At 65.6% G+C, this 18,040-nt stretch carries 17 protein-coding genes; 12 read left to right on the plus strand and 5 right to left on the minus strand.

Going from position 1 to position 18,040, the window contains the following annotated elements; translation table 11 throughout:
• Positions 1-56: 56 nt before the first annotated feature.
• Positions 57-314 (minus strand): YkgJ family cysteine cluster protein, encoded by a 258-nt coding sequence (locus ABE85_RS22730; protein WP_067280155.1) that lies wholly within the window; start codon positions 312-314, stop codon positions 57-59.
• Positions 315-525: 211 nt separating this feature from the next.
• Between ABE85_RS22730 and mnmG the strand changes: the two genes are divergently transcribed.
• Genes mnmG through ABE85_RS22750 form a run of 4 tightly spaced genes read left to right on the plus strand, consistent with a single transcriptional unit; the run spans position 526 to position 4,784 of the window.
• Entirely contained in the window at positions 526-2,490 is a 1,965-nt protein-coding gene (mnmG, locus tag ABE85_RS22735) for a tRNA uridine-5-carboxymethylaminomethyl(34) synthesis enzyme MnmG (RefSeq protein WP_067280159.1), read from the plus strand.
• Between the two features lie 24 nt (positions 2,491-2,514).
• Positions 2,515-3,183, plus strand: coding sequence for a 16S rRNA (guanine(527)-N(7))-methyltransferase RsmG (rsmG, locus tag ABE85_RS22740; protein WP_067280161.1), 669 nt, complete (start codon positions 2,515-2,517; stop codon positions 3,181-3,183).
• Positions 3,184-3,221: 38 nt separating this feature from the next.
• Positions 3,222-3,995 carry a ParA family protein gene (locus ABE85_RS22745; protein WP_067280164.1) on the plus strand — a complete coding sequence of 258 codons (774 nt, stop codon included), beginning with the start codon at positions 3,222-3,224 and terminating at the stop codon, positions 3,993-3,995.
• 3 nt (positions 3,996-3,998) lie between these two features.
• Positions 3,999-4,784, plus strand: a complete 786-nt coding sequence (locus tag ABE85_RS22750; protein ID WP_067280167.1) for a GNAT family N-acetyltransferase — start codon at positions 3,999-4,001, stop codon at positions 4,782-4,784.
• Between the two features lie 4 nt (positions 4,785-4,788).
• Here ABE85_RS22750 and ABE85_RS22755 read toward each other — a convergent pair whose 3' ends face one another.
• Together ABE85_RS22755 and argC are read right to left on the minus strand one after the other, a co-directional pair.
• Positions 4,789-5,241, minus strand: a complete 453-nt coding sequence (locus ABE85_RS22755) for a GNAT family N-acetyltransferase (protein ID WP_067280181.1) — start codon at positions 5,239-5,241, stop codon at positions 4,789-4,791.
• Positions 5,241-6,206 carry an N-acetyl-gamma-glutamyl-phosphate reductase gene (gene argC / locus ABE85_RS22760; protein ID WP_067280184.1) on the minus strand — a complete coding sequence of 322 codons (966 nt, stop codon included), beginning with the start codon at positions 6,204-6,206 and terminating at the stop codon, positions 5,241-5,243. The genes ABE85_RS22755 and argC overlap by 1 nt, the downstream gene beginning before the upstream one ends.
• Positions 6,207-6,284: 78 nt before the next feature.
• Here argC and ABE85_RS22765 point away from each other — a divergent pair, with 78 nt between their 5' ends.
• The 5 genes from ABE85_RS22765 (at position 6,285) to ABE85_RS22785 (ending at position 13,152) form a co-directional block, all read left to right on the plus strand.
• Positions 6,285-6,884 carry an alpha/beta hydrolase gene (locus ABE85_RS22765; protein WP_082938867.1) on the plus strand — a complete coding sequence of 200 codons (600 nt, stop codon included), beginning with the start codon at positions 6,285-6,287 and terminating at the stop codon, positions 6,882-6,884.
• Between the two features lie 70 nt (positions 6,885-6,954).
• The gene (locus ABE85_RS22770) at positions 6,955-7,863 is read left to right on the plus strand and encodes a ParB/RepB/Spo0J family partition protein (RefSeq protein WP_067280188.1); all 909 of its coding nucleotides are present in this window, start codon (positions 6,955-6,957) and stop codon (positions 7,861-7,863) included.
• 424 nt (positions 7,864-8,287) lie between these two features.
• Entirely contained in the window at positions 8,288-10,210 is a 1,923-nt protein-coding gene (locus tag ABE85_RS22775; protein WP_067280191.1) for a PrkA family serine protein kinase, read from the plus strand.
• A gap of 30 nt (positions 10,211-10,240) precedes the next feature.
• Positions 10,241-11,530, plus strand: a complete 1,290-nt coding sequence (locus ABE85_RS22780; protein WP_067280193.1) for a YeaH/YhbH family protein — start codon at positions 10,241-10,243, stop codon at positions 11,528-11,530.
• A gap of 113 nt (positions 11,531-11,643) precedes the next feature.
• Positions 11,644-13,152: a SpoVR family protein gene (locus ABE85_RS22785; RefSeq protein WP_231993336.1), complete on the plus strand. Its 1,509-nt coding sequence runs from the start codon at positions 11,644-11,646 to the stop codon at positions 13,150-13,152.
• Between the two features lie 13 nt (positions 13,153-13,165).
• Here the strand turns inward: ABE85_RS22785 and ABE85_RS22790 are convergent, their stop codons facing one another.
• On the minus strand, positions 13,166-14,596 hold the full coding sequence (locus tag ABE85_RS22790; RefSeq protein WP_067280195.1) for an FAD-binding oxidoreductase: 1,431 nt from the start codon (positions 14,594-14,596) through the stop codon (positions 13,166-13,168).
• 176 nt (positions 14,597-14,772) lie between these two features.
• Between ABE85_RS22790 and ABE85_RS22795 the strand changes: the two genes are divergently transcribed.
• On the plus strand, positions 14,773-15,081 hold the full coding sequence (locus tag ABE85_RS22795; protein WP_067280198.1) for a hypothetical protein: 309 nt from the start codon (positions 14,773-14,775) through the stop codon (positions 15,079-15,081).
• 77 nt (positions 15,082-15,158) lie between these two features.
• Entirely contained in the window at positions 15,159-15,779 is a 621-nt protein-coding gene (locus tag ABE85_RS22800; RefSeq protein ID WP_067280201.1) for a cob(I)yrinic acid a,c-diamide adenosyltransferase, read from the plus strand.
• Positions 15,780-15,797: 18 nt separating this feature from the next.
• Here ABE85_RS22800 and ABE85_RS22805 read toward each other — a convergent pair whose 3' ends face one another.
• A complete protein-coding gene (locus tag ABE85_RS22805; protein WP_067280203.1) occupies positions 15,798-16,778 on the minus strand; it encodes a YafY family protein in 981 nt (326 codons plus the stop codon).
• A gap of 159 nt (positions 16,779-16,937) precedes the next feature.
• Here ABE85_RS22805 and ABE85_RS22810 point away from each other — a divergent pair, with 159 nt between their 5' ends.
• Positions 16,938-18,026: a hypothetical protein gene (locus ABE85_RS22810; RefSeq protein WP_067280206.1), complete on the plus strand. Its 1,089-nt coding sequence runs from the start codon at positions 16,938-16,940 to the stop codon at positions 18,024-18,026.
• The last annotated feature ends 14 nt before the right edge of the window (positions 18,027-18,040 follow it).

Raw genomic sequence — 18,040 nt, forward strand, 5'->3', positions numbered from 1 at the left:
GGATACGGCACGGCCGGGCCTCCGCCTCTCCCCGGAGAGAGGGATAGCCGCGGCGGTCAGACGGGGCGGGTCTCTTCTTCCATCCACCCGAGCCAGCGCATCGCCTGCTCCCGGGAGTCACCGCACATGTCTTCCGACGGCGGCAGCGATCCGCACACGGCGGGCCGCTCTGGTTGACCAAAGATCTTGCAGCGCAACGCCTCATCGAGCTGGATGCAGCGCACGCCGGCTGGCTTGCCGTCGGGCATGCCAGGGATGGGACTGCTGATCGACGGTGCGATGCAACAGGCGGCGCAGGAGGGGCGGCAATTCATGGGAAGCGGATTGTCGCCGCCCACTCATCAACGACGCCAACAAGGTCCGTCGGGCATGCCCATGAGGCGGTGACTTATCCACAGCCCCGCGTAAAATCACGCCCTTCTCTCATCTGAACGCCAGCCGGCTGCCCATCGCCTGATCCCGCGCCCCGCGCGCTTCGCGATGGCCTCGATCCCCTTGATCGCCGACTCCGCTGGAAGCCTAGCCATGCTTTATCCGAAAGAATTCGACGTGATCGTGGTCGGTGGCGGCCATGCCGGCACCGAGGCCGCGCTGGCTGCCGCCCGCATGGGCGTCAGCACGCTGCTGCTGACCCACAACATCGAGACGCTGGGGCAGATGAGCTGCAATCCGTCGATCGGCGGCATCGGCAAAGGCCACCTGGTCAAGGAAGTCGATGCGCTGGGGGGCGCGATGGCCGCGGCCACCGACGAAGGCGGCATCCAGTTCCGCATCCTGAACGGCTCCAAGGGTCCGGCCGTCCGCGCCACTCGCGCCCAGGCGGACCGCATCCTCTACAAGGCGGCCATCCGTCGTCGGTTGGAGAACCAGCCCCACCTGATGCTGTTCCAGCAGGCCGTCGACGACCTGATGGTCGAGGGCGACCGCGTCATCGGCGCCATCACCCAATCGGGCCTGCGCTTCCGTGCTCGCGCGGTCGTGCTGACCGCCGGCACGTTCCTCGACGGGAAGATCCATATCGGCCTCGAGAACTACGCGGCCGGCCGCGCCGGCGATCCGCCGTCGGTGTCGCTGTCCGGGCGTCTCAAGGAGCTCAAGCTGCCTCAAGGCCGCCTGAAGACCGGCACGCCGCCGCGCCTGGATGGCCGCACCATCGACTTCTCCAAGTGCGCTGAACAGCCGGGCGACCTGGACCCGGTGCCCGTGTTCAGCTTCATGGGGAACGCCGCGCAACATCCGCGGCAGCTTCCCTGCTGGATCACGCACACCAATGAGCGCACGCACGAGATCATCCGCTCCGGTTTCGACCGCAGCCCGATGTTCACCGGCGTCATCGAAGGCGTCGGCCCGCGTTATTGCCCTTCCATCGAGGACAAGGTCAATCGCTTCGCCGACAAGAACTCGCACCAGATCTTCCTGGAGCCTGAGGGTCTGACGACGCACGAGTTCTATCCGAACGGCATCTCGACCTCCCTGCCCTTCGATATCCAGCTGGCCGCTGTCCAGTCGATCCCCGGCCTGGAGAACGCGCACATCCTGCGCCCCGGGTATGCGATCGAGTACGACTACTTCGATCCGCGCGAGTTGAGGTCGAGCTTCGAGACGCGTGCCATCGGCGGCCTGTTCTTCGCAGGCCAGATCAACGGCACGACCGGCTATGAAGAGGCTGCGGCGCAAGGGCTGTTCGCCGGCTTGAATGCGGCGCTCCAAGTCCAGGGAAAGGACGTCTGGCTCCCAAGCCGCGACCAAGCCTATCTGGGCGTTCTGGTCGACGACCTCATCACCAAGGGCGTCACCGAGCCCTACCGGATGTTCACGAGCCGCGCCGAGTTCCGCTTGCAACTTCGGGAAGACAACGCCGACATGCGTCTTACCGAAGCCGGTCGCCATTTGGGGCTGGTGGATGACGTTCGCTGGGACGCTTTCAACCGGAAGCGCGACGCTGTTTCACGTGAAACAGAGAAGCTGAAGTCGACCTGGGTGAATCCGAATACGCTTCCAGCGCTTGATGCCGAAAGGCTCGTGGGCAAGGCCCTCGAGCGTGAATACAACCTGATCGACCTCCTTCGCCGCCCCGGGGTCACGTTCGAGACCATTTCGGAAGTCGCTGCCATCGCACGCCCCGCAGCTGGCGTCACACGCGCTTCCCTCACTGAATCGCTCGGGGTCGATCTCGCGGCCGCAGTGATTGAGCAGCTGGAGATCGGCGTCAAGTACGCCGGCTACATCAGCAAGCAGCAGGAGGACGTGGCCCGAGCGTCGAACTACGAGCACCTGAAGTTGCCCGAGGATCTCGACTACGCCCTGGTCACGGCCTTGTCTTTCGAGGCCCGGCAGAAGCTGGGTAAACATCGTCCTGAAACCCTCGGCCAAGCATCCCGGATCTCCGGCATCACGCCTGCAACGATCTCCCTGTTGCTGATTCATCTTCGCAAAGGTCGCTTCAAGGGCTTCACCGAGCAAGTCGCGATCGACTCCAACGCGGCCTGAACCCCCACCTCTTCCCGTTCATCGATGACTGACCTCGACCTCCGTTCCCGTCTCGCCTCCGCCGCCGACACACTTGGGCTCGGACTCAAGGATGAGCAACTCGACCAGCTGATCGCTTACCTCGGCTTGCTGTCGAAATGGAACAAGGTCTACAACCTGACGGCCGTCCGCGACCCGGAAGCGATGCTGACCCAGCATCTGGTGGATAGTCTCAGCCTGATTCCCCCGCTGCGGCGTCACGCCACCGGGCAGCCGCTCCGTCTGATGGATGTTGGCAGCGGCGGTGGGTTGCCCGGGGTGGTGATCGCGATCTGTGATCCGACAATCGACGTCACCTGTGTGGACACCGTCGGCAAGAAGGCTTTCTTCATTGCGCAGGTCGCTGCCGAGATCGGACTGCCCAACCTGCATGCCGAGCATTCGCGGGTGGAGCAACTGAAGACCGCGCCCTTCGATGTCATCACGTCGCGGGCATTTGCTTCGTTGGCGGACTTCACCGAATGGACCCGCATGCATCTGAAGCCGGGCGCCGTGTGGGCGGCGATGAAGGGACAACACCCGTCAGAAGAGCTCGACGAACTCGCCCAGCGCGCCCCCGACCTGTCCGTGTTTCACGTGGAACAGCTGGACGTTCCCGATCTCGACGCTCAACGTTGCCTGTTGTGGATCCGTCCGACGGCCACCATCGGTTAAGCTCAGCCCCTCTCCTGAGTCCTGCCCTCCGACCATTCATGGCCAAGATCTTTTGCGTTGCGAACCAAAAAGGTGGCGTCGGCAAGACGACCACGACCGTGAATCTGGCCGCCGGACTGGCCAAGGTCGGACAGCGGGTGCTGGTGGTCGATCTCGATCCCCAAGGCAACGCGACGATGGGCTCGGGCATCGACAAGCGGGCATTGACGCTGACCGTGTATGACGTGCTGCTGGAGTCCGCCACGATCGCGGAAGCGAAGCAGCGCAGCGAGAAGGCCGGCTATGACGTGCTGGGCGCCAACCGGGAACTGGCCGGCGCCGAGGTCGAGTTGGTCGAACTCGACCGTCGCGAGCAACGCCTGAAAACGGCTTTGTCTGCCTCGGCACAGGATTACGACTTCATCCTGATCGACTGCCCGCCCTCGCTGTCCATGCTTACGCTGAACGGCTTGTGCTCGGCGCACGGGGTGGTCGTTCCGATGCAGTGCGAATACTTCGCCCTGGAAGGCTTGACCGACCTGGTCAACACGATCAAGCAGATCCACGCCAACCTGAACCCGGATCTGCAGATCATCGGTCTCCTGCGCGTCATGTTTGACCCGCGCATCACGTTGCAGCAGCAGGTCAGTGAGCAGCTCAAGGCGCACTTTGGCGACAAGGTCTTCGACACCGTCATTCCGCGCAACGTCCGCTTGGCAGAAGCGCCAAGCTACGGCCTGCCGGGTGTTGTCTTCGACGGCGCTTCCAAGGGCGCACACGCCTTCATCGATTTCGCCAAGGAAATGGTGACCCGCGTCGGCGCCATGCGCTGAACGATGTCTCCGGAGCTGGACGCCCTCGCCCGCCGTGCGGAACTGGCGGGTCTGAACGCGGCCTCCGCGCCACGTGAAGCGCAGGTGGAGGGGTGGCTGCTGCGACTGTCGCCAGGCAAGGCCAAACGCTCACGATGCGTGAACGCGCTGGCCGGCGGCACCCTCCCCCTCGACGATCTGCTGCGCCGGTGCCGCGTGAGCTTCGAGCACGCAGGGCTGCCGTTGATCCTTCGACTCACCCCGTTCAGCCAGCCGGCAGGTCTGGACGACCAACTCGCCGCCAAGGGGTGGGTCCGCTTCGATCCCGCCGATGTGATGGTGCTGTCATCACTCGATGCCTTTGAAGCCGCGAGCGGATTGACGCCCCTTTCGCCGGCCGAATACGCCGCACTGATCGGCGCACTGCGCGGCTCCAGCGCCGAGGAGATCGAAGGCCACGCGCGCCGCCTTGAGCAAGCCAGCGTTCCGCATCAGGCATTCAAGATGGAACGGGAGGGCGTGCTGCTCGCCTGCGGCCAGGTGGCCATCGATCCGGGTCCGGAAGGCAGTCCTACAGGGGGAATGGCAGGGCTGTTCGACATCTTCACGCCTGAGGGCCAGCGCGGTCGTGGACATGGCTACCGGCTCTGCGCGGCCCTGTTGGCGGAAGCGCGCCGCCAGGGCGCTCTCAGTGCGTATCTGCAGGTCGGGGCCGACAACTCGGCTGCTCAGCGTCTGTACGTCCGTCTGGGCTTCGTGCAGGCCTATCGCTACCACTACCGCAGCGACGACCCACGCGCCTGGGCGTGAGCGCCTAGTCGCGCGCCTGCCAGACCTTCAGCAGCGTATGGCGGGTGAAGCCCGGCACGAAGTCGTGCACGTGGCTGATGCAGGCGTAACCGAGGTGCTCGTACATCTCGGCAGTCTCGTCCAGCAGCGTCTCGATCAGCGCGTCGACGCAGCCGCGCTTCAATGCCATCGCTTCGAGCTGGCGCAGGCAGTCGCCGCCAATGCCCTGCCCCCGATGATCGGCATCGACCCACAGGTAATTGACGTAGAGGCGCTGGAACTCGGTTCGCCCGGAGGCGCCAGCGATCAACTCACCGCCGCCGTCGTACAACGCCACCGCGATATCTTCCGCATCGCTGCCCTGCGTCTGCTGGCGTCCGTAGCGGATCACGCCATCGCAGAGCGCATCGAGGTCGTGCTGGGGAACAGCGCCATCCCGGCGCCATTCCCTGCTGCCGTCCGACCTCGAGTCCGACATCAGATGCCGTTGACGTCCGGACCGGTCAGGCCCAGCGACTCGTCCAAGCCCAGATGCACGTTCATGCTCTGCACCGCGGCGCCGCTGGCGCCCTTGCCCAGGTTGTCCAGGCGGGCCATCACGAGGATCTGCTGTTCGCTGCCGAACACGAACAGGTCGACGTTGTTCGTGTCGTTGCAGGCCTGCACATCGAAGAAACCCACCGCCAGCGTGTCCGCATCGCGCAGTGGTTTCACGTGGATGAAGCGCTCGCCTTCATAGTGCGCGGCCAGGGCATCGCGAACCTGCTGCGGCGTAGTACCGGCGCGCAGTTGGCTCAGATGCAGCGGCACGGTGACCGCCAGGCCCTTGTAGAAGTTGGAGACGATGGGCATGAACACCGGCGCCGTCTTCAGGCCGGTGTGGGCCATCATTTCCGGCAGATGCTTGTGGGCCAGGCCCAGCGCGTAGGGACGCGGCGCGATCAGCTTCGGATTCCCGCCGGCCTCGTACTCCGCGATCATCGATTTGCCACCACCGGAATAGCCGGTGATCGACGTCGCCGTGACCAGCGCGTCGGCCGGCAGCAAGCCGGCATCGACCAGCGGACGCACCGCCAGGATGAAGGCGCTGGCATGGCAACCGGGATTGGCGATGCGCTTCGATTCACGGATCGCCGCGCGCTGATGCCTGGCCAGTTCCGGCAGTCCGAAAGCCCAGCCCGGCGCCGTGCGGTGCGCGGTGCTGGCGTCGATCAGGCAGGTCTTGGGGTTGGTCACCATGGCCGCGGCTTCCTTCGACGCGGCGTCCGGCAGGCACAGGAAGGCGACGTCGGCGGCATTCAGCAGACGCGCGCGCTCGGCGGCATCCTTGCGCTTGTCCGCGTCGATGCGCAGCACCTCGATGTCGGCGCGCTGCGCCAGATATTCATTGATGCGCAGGCCGGTCGTACCTTCCTGCCCGTCGACATACACCGCGTACTTCATCGCCGCTCCTGCAAAATCCGTTGCCTCCGGGGCCCTTCCCCGACGGCGCCAAGAAAGCGCGAAGCATAAGGCCAACAGATGTCACCACACGCCAGTCCGACGAATGACCTGGACGATCCCGCCGACCTTGCGATCACCCGTCCCGTCTACCTGTTGCCGGGGTGGCTGAACTCCGACCCCGACCACTGGCAGAGCGAATGGCAACGCCTCCACGGCGACGCCCGGGTCGAGCAGAACGATTGGGAGTGGCCCCGCCGCGGTGACTGGATGGCCCGCCTCGACGAAGTACTGCAGCAAGACGCTCGCCTGCACGGCCAGCCGGCGCTGCTGGTCGCGCACAGCCTCGGCTGCCAGCTCGTGGCGGCCTGGGCCGAGCACTCGAACCATACCCACCTGGTGGCCGCCGCGCTGCTGGTCGCGCCTCCCGACACCGAACGCGAGGAGATGCCGCCGCAACTGCACAACTGGCGGCCGATCAGACGCCCGCGTCTGCCGTTCCCTGCCGTCGTCGTCGCGTCGAACGACGACCCCTTCTGCACGCCAGAACGTGCCGCAGGCATGGCGGCGGATTGGGGCGCCGAGTTCGTCCTGGCAGGCCCACGGGGGCACCTCAATTCGGAATCCGGGCTGGGCGCCTGGCCCGAAGGCCGCGCGATGCTGAAGCGTCTGGCGGGCTGAACCGACCGAACAGGCGACACGCCACATCGGGCTGACGGCCCTCCCCCGGAATCGCGGAGAATCGCGCCCCATGGCGACAAAGAAACCCAAGGGCCTGGGCATGGGCCTCGAGGCCCTGCTCGGACCCAAAGTGAGCGACGCACCGGCGGTGCGCGAAGGCGAACCCGGCGTGCTTCCCCTGGCGCAGATGCAGGCCGGCAAGTACCAGCCGCGCACCCGCATGGACGAAGGCTCGCTCTACGAGCTGGCGGAGAGCATCAAGGCGCAGGGGATCATGCAACCGATCCTCGTGCGCCCGATCGCACCGAACGGCGCGGTCCGCTACGAGATCATCGCGGGCGAACGGCGCTTCCGCGCCGCGAAGCTGGCGGGCCTGGCCGAGGTGCCGGTGCTGGTCAAGCCGGTGCCCGACGAGGCCGCCGCAGCGATGGCGCTGATCGAGAACATCCAGCGCGAGGACCTCAACGCGCTGGAAGAGGCGCAAGGCCTGAAGCGGCTGGTCGACGAATTCGGCCTGACGCATGACGAGGCGGCGAAGGCCGTGGGCCGCTCGCGCAGCGCGGCGTCCAACCTGCTGCGTCTGCTGAACCTGGCCGAGCCGGTCCAGAACATGCTGATGGCCGGCGACATCGACATGGGCCACGCGCGCGCGCTGCTGGCGCTGGACGGCGCCCACCAGATCACCAGCGCCACCGAGATAGCCGCGAAGAAGCTCAGCGTGCGCGAGGCCGAGAAGCTCGTCCAGCGCCAGCAGGGTGGTGGCCGCCAGGCCCCGCTGTTGCGCGTGAAGGCGAACAAGAGCCGGGACGTGCTGAGACTCGAGGAAGAACTCTCCGACCTGCTGACGGCGCAGGTGGAGATCCGCGTCAAGAAGAAGACCAAACGCGGCGAGCAAGGCGAGGTCGCGATCAGCTTCGGATCGCTCGACGAATTGAACGGCTTGCTGCAAAAGCTGCGTCCGGCGGGCGCGGAGGAATAAGGCCCTCACGGGCCTTCATCAGGTCCGTCGACCGGCTCAATCCACAAGGATGGCACGCGGGATGCGTGCTGTCTTCTTCGTACTTCCCACAGGTGCCCCGTGTCGGGGGATCGTCAACTTTCGCGCTTCACAGGCGTTGGACATGGGAGTACAACGGGGTCATGTCTTGCTATCGCGCATCGCTTCCGATGGGCGTAGCATGACCCAATAAAGCCGCACCGCGCTCGAGGTTGTCGAAGGCGACTTCACACAGGGCGGCGGACTTTGGACCAGCATGGGCTGGCCGTTTGCTGATTGCTTGCTGAGCTCGGAAAGCTCTGATGACGCCTTGAGTCATGGACGTCGCCAGAACTTCCTGGACGATGCGAGGTCCGTTGTCGCACGGACGCGCGTCGCCTCCCAATGAACCACACTGGAGGTCAGCATGGATGTGATCAGCCATTTCGCGGCACGCTACGAACGCGGCAAGGTCGAGGAACTCACGCTGGAGGAGTACCTCGACGAGTGCAAGCGCAATCCCCTCGCCTACGCCACCGCGCCCGAGCGCATGCTCAAGGCGATCGGCGAGCCGCAGATGCTGGACACGCGCAATGACTCGCGCCTGTCGCGGATCTTCCAGAACAAGGTCATCAAGATCTATCCCGCCTTCGCCGAGTTCTACGGCATGGAGGATGCGATCGAGCAGGTCGTCAGCTACTTCCGCCACGCGGCGCAAGGGCTGGAAGAGAAGAAGCAGATCCTGTATCTGCTGGGCCCCGTCGGCGGCGGCAAGAGCTCGATCGCCGAGCGCCTCAAGCAGTTGATGGAGCACGTGCCGTTCTACGCGCTGAAGGACAGCCCGGTGAACGAAAGCCCGCTCGGGCTCTTCGATGTCGTCGAGGACGGCCCGCTGCTGGAACGCGAATACGGCATCCCGCGCCGCTACCTCAACCGCATCCTGAGCCCGTGGGCGGTGAAGCGGCTCGACGAATTCGGCGGTGACATCCGCAAGTTCAAGGTCGTCAAGCGGCTGCCGAGCGTGCTCAAGCAGATCGGCGTCGCCAAGACCGAGCCGGGCGACGAGAACAACCAGGACATCAGCTCGCTGGTCGGCAAGGTCGACATCCGCAAGCTCGAGACCTACGCCCAGGATGATCCCGACGCCTACAGCTATTCCGGCGGCCTGTGCCTGTCCAACCAGGGCCTGCTGGAATTCGTCGAGATGTTCAAGGCGCCGATCAAGGTGCTGCACCCATTGCTCACCGCGACGCAGGAAGGCAACTTCAAGGGCACCGAGGGCTTCGGCGCGATCCCCTTCGACGGCATCGTGCTCGCGCACAGCAACGAGAGCGAGTGGAAGACCTTCCGCAACAACAAGAACAACGAGGCCTTCCTCGACCGGATCTACATCGTCAAGGTGCCCTACTGCCTGCGCGTCAGCGAGGAAGTGAAGATCTACGAGAAGCTGATCCGCGGATCCTCGCTGGCCGACGCCAAGTGCGCGCCCGGCACGCTGAAGATGATGGCGCAGTTCGCCGTGCTGACGCGGCTGAAGGACCCGGAGAACTCCAGCGCCTTCAGCAAGATGCAGATCTACGACGGCGACAACCTGAAGGACACCGATCCGAAGGCCAAGTCCATCCAGGAGTACCGCGACTACGCCGGCGTCGACGAAGGCATGGCCGGCATCTCGACGCGGTTCGCCTACAAGATCCTGTCGAAGGTCTTCAACTTCGATTCGACCGAGGTGGCCGCCAATCCGGTCCATCTGATGTATGTGCTCGAACAGCAGATCGAGCGCGAGCAGTTCCCGCAGGAGTCTGAACAGAAGTTCGTCGGCTTCATCAAGGAGGTGCTGGCGCCGCGCTATGCCGAGTTCATCGGCAAGGAGATCCAGACCGCCTACCTGGAGAGCTACAGCGAATACGGCCAGAACATCTTCGATCGCTACGTGACCTACGCGGATTACTGGATCCAGGACCAGGAGTACCGCGACACCGACACCGGCGAGGTCTTCGACCGCGTGGCGCTGAACGCCGAGCTGGAGAAGATCGAGAAGCCCGCGGGCATCAGCAATCCGAAGGATTTCCGCAACGAGATCGTCAACTTCGTGCTGCGCGCGCGCGCCAACAACGCGGGCAAGAACCCGCTGTGGACCAGCTACGAGAAGCTGCGCACGGTGATCGAAAAGAAGATGTTCTCCAACACCGAGGAGCTGCTGCCGGTGATCAGCTTCAACGCCAAGGCCAGTGCCGACGAGGCGAAGAAGCATGAGAACTTCGTCCAGCGGATGGTCGACAAGGGCTACACGCCGAAGCAGGTCCGGTTGCTCTGCGAGTGGTATCTCCGCGTGAGGAAGTCGAGCTGAGGCTAACGAATGACACCGGAAAGGTCCCTCATGACAGGCCTTCAACAAATCATCGATAGGCGGCTGTCGGGCAAGAACAAGTCGATCGGGAATCGTGAGCGCTTCCTGCGCCGCTACAAGGACCAGATCCGCGACGCGGTGCGGCGCGCGGTGGACAAACGCGGCATCCGGGACATGGAGCGCGGCGAGGACGTCCAGATTCCCAAACGCGACCTGAGTGAGCCCGTCTTCAGCCACGGTGAGGGCGGAACCCGCGAAGTCGTGCGGCCCGGCAACACCGAGCACATCAAGGGGGACCGCATCGGCAAGCCGCAGGGCGGCCAAGGCGGGGGCGGCGGTTCGCAGGCGAGCGACTCCGGCGACGGTGAGGACGACTTCGTCTTCCACCTCAGCAAGGAGGAGTTCATGCAGGTCTTCTTCGAGGACCTGGCGCTTCCCAACCTCGCCCGCACGACGCTGGCCGAAACGCCCGAGTACAAGACGGTGCGGGCCGGCTACGTCACCGACGGAACGCCGACCAACCTCCACGTGGTGCGCTCCATGCGCGGCGCGCTGGGACGCCGGATCGCACTGGGCATGGAGAAGCGGCGCGAACTCCACGAACTCGAGACCCGTCTGCTGACCCTCGCGCAGGAAGAGGACAAGCGCCGCCCCGAGATCCAGGCGCTCGTGGCCGAGACGGAGGCGCGCATCGTGCTGCTGCGCCAGCGGCTGTCGAACATCCCCTTCCTCGATCCGATCGACCTGCGCTTCCGCAACCGCATCAAGGTGCCGCAGCCGACGACGCGGGCGGTGATGTTCTGCCTGATGGACGTTTCGGGCTCGATGGACGAAAGCCGCAAGGACCTGGCCAAGCGCTTCTTCATCCTGCTGTACCTGTTCCTGACGCGGCACTACGAGAAGATCGAAGTCGTCTTCATCCGCCACCACACCCAGGCGCAGGAAGTCGACGAGCAGAACTTCTTCCACGCCACGGAGACGGGCGGCACGGTGGTGTCCTCGGCGCTGGTGATGATGGAAGAGATCATCCGTGCGCGTTATCCCGCCGGCGACTGGAACATCTACGGCGCGCAGGCCAGCGACGGCGACAACTGGCACCACGACAGCGGCCGCTGCCGCGAACTGCTGGCCGACAAGATCCTCCCGCTCTGCCGCTACTACGCCTACGTGCAGGTGGCGGAAGCCGAGCAGAACCTCTGGGAGGAATACGCCAAGCTGGAGGACGAGGTGCAGCACTTCGCGATGCGCAAGGCGGTCGAGGTGGCGCAGATCTATCCGGTCTTCCGCGACCTGTTCAAGAAGGAAGGGGCGACCGCGTGACCGCGGCGCCGGAGGGCAACACCATGAGCAGCCTGGAGAATCGCCGCAATGTCAGCGTCGGTGTCGGTGTCAACGAATACGGCGGTCGCCGGGTTCGCGCGCCCCTGACGCAGATGCGGCCGCTGGAGAAGCGGCCCGAGCATCCGCTCCCGTCACCGAGCGACTGGACCTTCGAGCTCGTCGAGCAGTACCACGACGTGATCCGCCAGACGGCGGAGCGCTACGGCCTCGACACCTACCCCAACCAGCTCGAAGTCATCACCGCCGAGCAGATGATGGACGCCTACGCGTCCGTCGGCATGCCGGTGAACTACCGGCACTGGAGCTACGGCAAGGAGTTCATCTCCACCGAGCGCAACTACAAGCGCGGCCAGATGGGCCTGGCCTACGAGATCGTCATCAACTCCGACCCCTGCATCGCTTACCTCATGGAGGAGAACACGATGGCGATGCAGGCGCTGGTGATCGCGCACGCCTGCTACGGCCACAACAGCTTCTTCAAGAACAACTACCTGTTCCGGATGTGGACCGACGCGTCGTCGATCATCGACTACCTGGTCTACGCGAAGAACTACGTCGCCGATTGCGAGCAGCGTTACGGCCTGGACGCAGTCGAGTCGACGCTGGACTCATGCCACGCGCTGATGAACCACGGCGTCGACCGGTATCGCCGCCCCGCCAAGCTCTCGCTCGCGCAGGAACAGGCCATGCGCAAGGACCGCGAGTCCTATGCGCAGCTCCAGGTCAACGACATGTGGCGCACGCTGCCGCGGCGCCTGGAGGACGAAGCGAAGGAAGAAGAGAAGCGCCGCTTCCCCAGCGAGCCGCAGGAGAACCTGCTGTACTTCATCGAGAAGAACGCGCCGCTGCTGGAGCCCTGGCAGCGGGAGATCGTGCGCATCGTCCGCAAGATCGCGCAGTACTTCTATCCGCAGCGGCAGACGCAGGTCATGAACGAAGGCTGGGCGACCTTCTGGCATCACAAGCTGCTGAACACCATGTACGACGACGGCTACCTGTCGGACGGCATGATGATCGAGTGGCTGAAGTCGCACACCAACGTGGTCGCGCAGCCGGCGATGGCGCAGCTCAATCCGTATGCGCTGGGCTTCGCGATGTACACCGACATCAAGCGCATCTGCGAGAAGCCGACCGACGAGGACCGCGAGTGGTTCCCCGCGATCGCCGGCAGCGACTGGCTGCCGACGCTGGATCACGCGATGCGCAACTTCAAGGACGAGAGCTTCATCGCGCAGTACCTGAGCCCGAAGATCATGCGCGACTTCCGGCTGTTCTCCATTCTCGACGACGAGCACCAGTCGGAGTACGAGATCTCCGCGATCCACGATGAACAGGGCTACCAGTACGTGCGGCAAGCCTTGTCCCGGCAGTACGACCTGTCCACACGCGAACCCAACATCCAGGTATGGAACGTCAACCTGCGCGGCGACCGCTCATTGACGCTGCGTCACCAGCAGCACCAGGACCGCCCGTTGCACGACGGCGCACAGGAGGTGCTGAAGCACGTCGCCCGGCTGTGGGGCTTCGGCGTCCAGTTGGAAAGCGTCAACGCACGCGGCGACGTGTCACGCCGCTGGAGCGTGCCTGCACCTCAACACTGAATTCCCCGTCCCTTCAGACGAAGATCTTCCCGGGATTCATGATGTCGTTCGGATCGAGCGCCCGCTTGAGCGCTCGCATCTGATCGATCGCGCCCTCCCCCGCTTCCTGCAGCAGGAAGCCCTGCTTGTGCAGGCCGATGCCGTGTTCGCCGGTGCAGGTACCCTCCAGCGCGATGGCCCGCGCCACCATCTGCGCGCTCAGGCGCTCGGCGGCTTCGCGTTCGGCGGGAATCGCGGGATCGATCAGGTACCCCATGTGGAAGTTGCCGTCGCCGACATGGCCGACGATGAAGTAGGGCAGCCCGCTGGCCTCGACTTCATCGACCGAGACGTTGATCGACTCCGCCAGGCGCGAGATCGGCACGCAGGTGTCCGTCGTCACCGCCCGGCAGCCGGGCTCCATCTGCAGCGCTGACAGGTAGGCGTGATGCCGCGCGGTCCAGAGCCGTGTGCGCTCCTCCGGCGTCGTCGCCCATTCGAAACCGGTGCCGCCGTGTTCGGCCGCGATCTCCTGCACCGTCGCCGCCTGCTCCGCGACGCCCGCCTCGGAGCCGTGGAATTCCATCAACAGCATCGGCGCCTCGCGCAGCGTCAGCTTGTCATGGCGGTTGACCGCGCGCACGGCATGCGCGTCGAGCAGCTCGCAGCGCGCGATCGGCACGCCCATCTGGATGATCGCGATCGTCGTGCGGACGGCCGCGTCTATCGATTCGAACGAACACACCGCCGCCGACACCGCTTCCGGCAGCGGGTACAGACGCAAGGTGATCTCGCAGATGGCGCCCAGCGTGCCTTCGCTGCCGACATACAGGCGCGTCAGGTCGTACCCCGCGCTGCTCTTGCGCGCACGGGAGCCGGTGCGGATCAGCCGGCCATCCGGCGTCGCGACGGTCAGCCCGAGCACGTTCTCCTTCATCGTCCCGTAGCGGACGGCGTTCGTGCCGCTCGCCCGCGTCGCCGACATCCCGCCGATCGACGCATCCGCGCCCGGATCGATCGGAAAGAACAGCCCCTGATGACGGATCTCCGCGTTCAGCTGATTGCGGGTCACGCCGGCTTGCACGGTCACTGTCAGATCCTCGGCGTTGATGCCCAGGATGGCCTTCATCCGCGACAGGTCCAGACTCACGCCGCCCTGCACCGCCAGCAGGTGGCCTTCCAGCGAGGTGCCCGCACCGTAGGGAATCACGGGCACGCGATGCGCATTGGCCAGCGACAGCACGGCGGCCACGTCCTCGTTGCTCTCGGCGAAGACGACGGCCTCGGGCGGTGGCACGTCGAACGGGGATTCATCGCGGCCATGCTGCTCGCGCATCGCCAACGCGGTATTGCAGCGCTCACCGAACCGCGCCTTCAACGCCTCCAGCATCGCGACCGGCATCGGCCGCGGCGCATAGGACGGCTGGTGCGCGGGGTGGTCACCGAGTTCTCGAGGCGCATTCATCGCTGTCTCCTGGTTCCACGCGGTCCGATGCGGAAGAGTTCCCCGGCCGGCGTTGTCCGGTCGATTCTAGGAAGGGCTGCCGCTGCATCCGCTTGCATCGTCACGCTTGCACCGCGACCCGCACAGTGACAGCATGAGCGGACGCGCGCACGATCGCGCGACATGAGGAGTCCGCCATGTCCCATCTGTGGTTATGGACGATCTGGGTCCTGCTGCTGGCGCTGCTGGTGGTCGCGACCCTGCGCATGGATTGGCTGAAGGTCTGGTGGATGGATCAGCTCCGCCACCTGCCCAACGAAGTCGCGGATCGCGACATCGATCCCGGCGCTCCCGCCGATACGCCCGAACCCGGCACCCGCCCGCAGGCGCATCACGCGCCAAGACCCGTCGGCATTCCGCGCCACACGGTCCACGACATCCACGGCCATTCGACCGGGATGTCCCACCACCGTCCGGTGTTCCACCGCAGCGGCAGCCGGAACTGAACGCATCCGGTCCGGCGGCCGGGCGAGTTGCGGCAAGATGCCGGGTTTGCACTTCCGCAGCCCGCGCGGCACCCGCCATGGCCAATCGACTTTCCCAGATCGCGACCCGCACCGGCGACGACGGCACCACCGGCCTCGGCGACGGCACCCGCGTCCCCAAGGACCATCTGCGCGTGCAGGCCATGGGGGACGTGGACGAACTGAATTCGCAGATCGGCGTGCTGCTGGCCGAACCGCTGCCCGACGACGTCCGCGACCTGCTGGTCACGATCCAGCATGAGCTGTTCAACCTCGGCGGCGAGCTCTGCATGCCCGGCTACAGCCTGCTGAAGGAAGCGGCCGTGCTGTACCTCGACCAGGCGCTGGCCGACCACAACGCCGCCCTGCCCCGCCTGGCGGAGTTCATCCTTCCCGCCGGCACGCGCAGCGCCGCCATCGCCCACGTCTGCCGCACGATCGCCCGTCGCGCCGAGCGCGCCGTGGTCACCCTGGCCGCACACGAGACGATCAACACCGCACCGCGCCACTACCTGAACCGGTTGTCGGACCTGCTGTTCGTGCTGGCGCGCGTGCTCAACCGGGCCAACCTGGACGGCAAGGGCGGCGACGACGTCTACTGGAAAAGCGAGCGCATGGCCCGCTATGCCGCCGAGGACGCCACGGAACAGGCCCAGGAAGGCCCCGGAAACGCCCCCTGAGCGATTCGGCGGACTTTCTCAGGCCACGGCGGCCGCCGCGGTCTTGAGGCGCTTCACGTAGGCCTCGCGCAGCGCGGGCGGTTCCACCACTTCGACCTGGCCGGCATGCCGCAGCAGGTCCATCAGCAGCTCGGTCGCATCGACAAAGGGCAGCTCCAGCTGCCAGCGTCCATCCGGCAACCATTCGCTGCGCTGAGCGGGATGCCATTCCTCGCTGGAGACCCAGGCCGCGATCTGTTCGCTGAAGATCACCGTCGCCCACTGCGGATCACCGCCGGCGAAGATCCCGTAGCCCTGGTCGAGCTCTCCTTCGAGTTCCTTCAACGGCAGGCTGCGCGCGAGCTGGTCCTCCAGCACCGAGGCGTCCTCCATCGCATCGAGCGCGAAGCGTCTCAATCCGTCGCTGGCGTGGCACCACGCATCGAGGTACCAGGTGTTCCGGTAATGCACGAGCCGCTGAGGCGACACCTCGCGGTCGCTGACCGATCCGCCGCCGGGTCCGCGCTTGCGGTAACGCAGCTTCAGCCGCCGGCGCTTCACCACGGCGCTTCCCACCGTCTCGAAGTGCTCTGAGGGCACGCGTCGACGGGCCGTCGAGATCAGCTTGATGCGACGCGTCATCTCCTGCGCCTCGACCTCATCGCCGCCGAGCATGCCGGTGAGCTTGTCCAGCATCGGCTGCAGGTGGCGGCTGAGCAGGCCGTTCTCATCGAGCCCGGCCATCATCTGATGCATGGTCAGCAGCGCGTGCAGCTCCTTCTCGCTGAACCAGACGCCGGGGAGCTCATGCCGCTGGCCGCGCCAGTGCTGGCCGAAGCGATAGCCGTTCTCGGCGGCGTCGTACTCGATAGGCGCATCCATGCGCTCGCGCAGGTACTGCAGGTCCCGCTTGAGCGTCGCCGGCGACACCTCCAGCAGATCCTTCATCTTCGCGAAGCTCACGCAGCCGCGGCTGCGGATCAGCATCTCGATCTTGTAGAAGCGTTCAGTGCGATCCATGCGGGGCCTCTCCTGACAGATCCGGGTCGTCGACCCACAACCTTCTGTCGACTGCTGGTTGATGGCTCATTCTATGAGCCACCTCCCTTGAATACTTGATCCCAAGCCTGAAGCAGTCATGCGCCGGGCCCCGGTTCCCAAGCCTTCAAGGAGCACCTCATGGTCGCCACGATCCGCCGCAACGCCAACGACATCGCCATCCAGCAACTGCCCCTGCCGATGACTGCGGTTGAGGCTGTGGACAACTCGAACGACGAGATCGGCGCCTCGAGCCACGAGCGCGTCGGCTTCGAACTGGGTTGGGACTATGCCCATCACGGACTGACCCCGCCGGTCGAGCAGCTGTTCCGGCAGTCGCCGCTTCAGCAGGGCTGGCAACTGGGCCGATCGACCTTCGGCGGACGCACTCTGAAGTCGAACCGCCATACGCAACTGTGGCTCTCGCTGCGCCTGCACGCCTGGCAGCGCGGCCGCAGCTTCGAGACGCTGCTGGTCACACCCAACTACCTGCAGCAGCTGGACACGACGCACTGCCCGGTCAGCCGCCTGCCGTTCAATGACGAGCAGGACCATCCGCAGCGTCGTTCGATCGACCGGGTGCGCGACGACGCCGGATACGCGGCCGGCAACCTGGCCCTGGTGAGTCATGCCGCCAATGTCGCCAAGCTGGACCGCGGATGGCAGCAATGCTGGGCGATGGCGCAAAGCCTGCGCCAGGGTCCGATGACGATGGCGGGTGGACTGAACGCCGACGCCTGGGAGCGGATGGCGATCCTGACGAGCTTCGTGACGCCGATGTCGCATGAACTCGCCGCGCAGTTGCCCATGCTGGTGCTGCCGCCGAACCGCCTTCGGATGTTCAACCCGGTGCAGGCCTTGCAGGCCCTGGTCACGCGGCAGCTGGCGACGCCGGGATGGAGCCAGCGTCTGACGCGTCTTGAGGCGTTGCTGGCCACGCAGCAACGCGCCGACTTCTCGAAGTTCGTTCTCGCCCTGGTCCCGCGCGTGCTGCGCTGCCAGTCCCTCAGCGATCCGATGGACATCCGCTGGGCGCTGGAAGATGCCTGGCGCGATCCGCTGCTGCAGAAGCGCTGGACGCACTTCGCGCAACAACTGACCCCCGAGCAGGCGCAACAGCTGGTGCAGCGCGCCGCCAACAAGCGGCTGAGCACCGTGCACGTCCAGAGCCACGACGCGCCCACGGACGGCTGGGCGCTGGAACGTCAGGGATTCCGTTCGGCAGCCTGAGCCTCGACGCGAGC

The sequence above is a fragment of the Mitsuaria sp. 7 genome (genome assembly GCF_001653795.1).
Lineage (GTDB): Bacteria > Pseudomonadota > Gammaproteobacteria > Burkholderiales > Burkholderiaceae_C > Roseateles.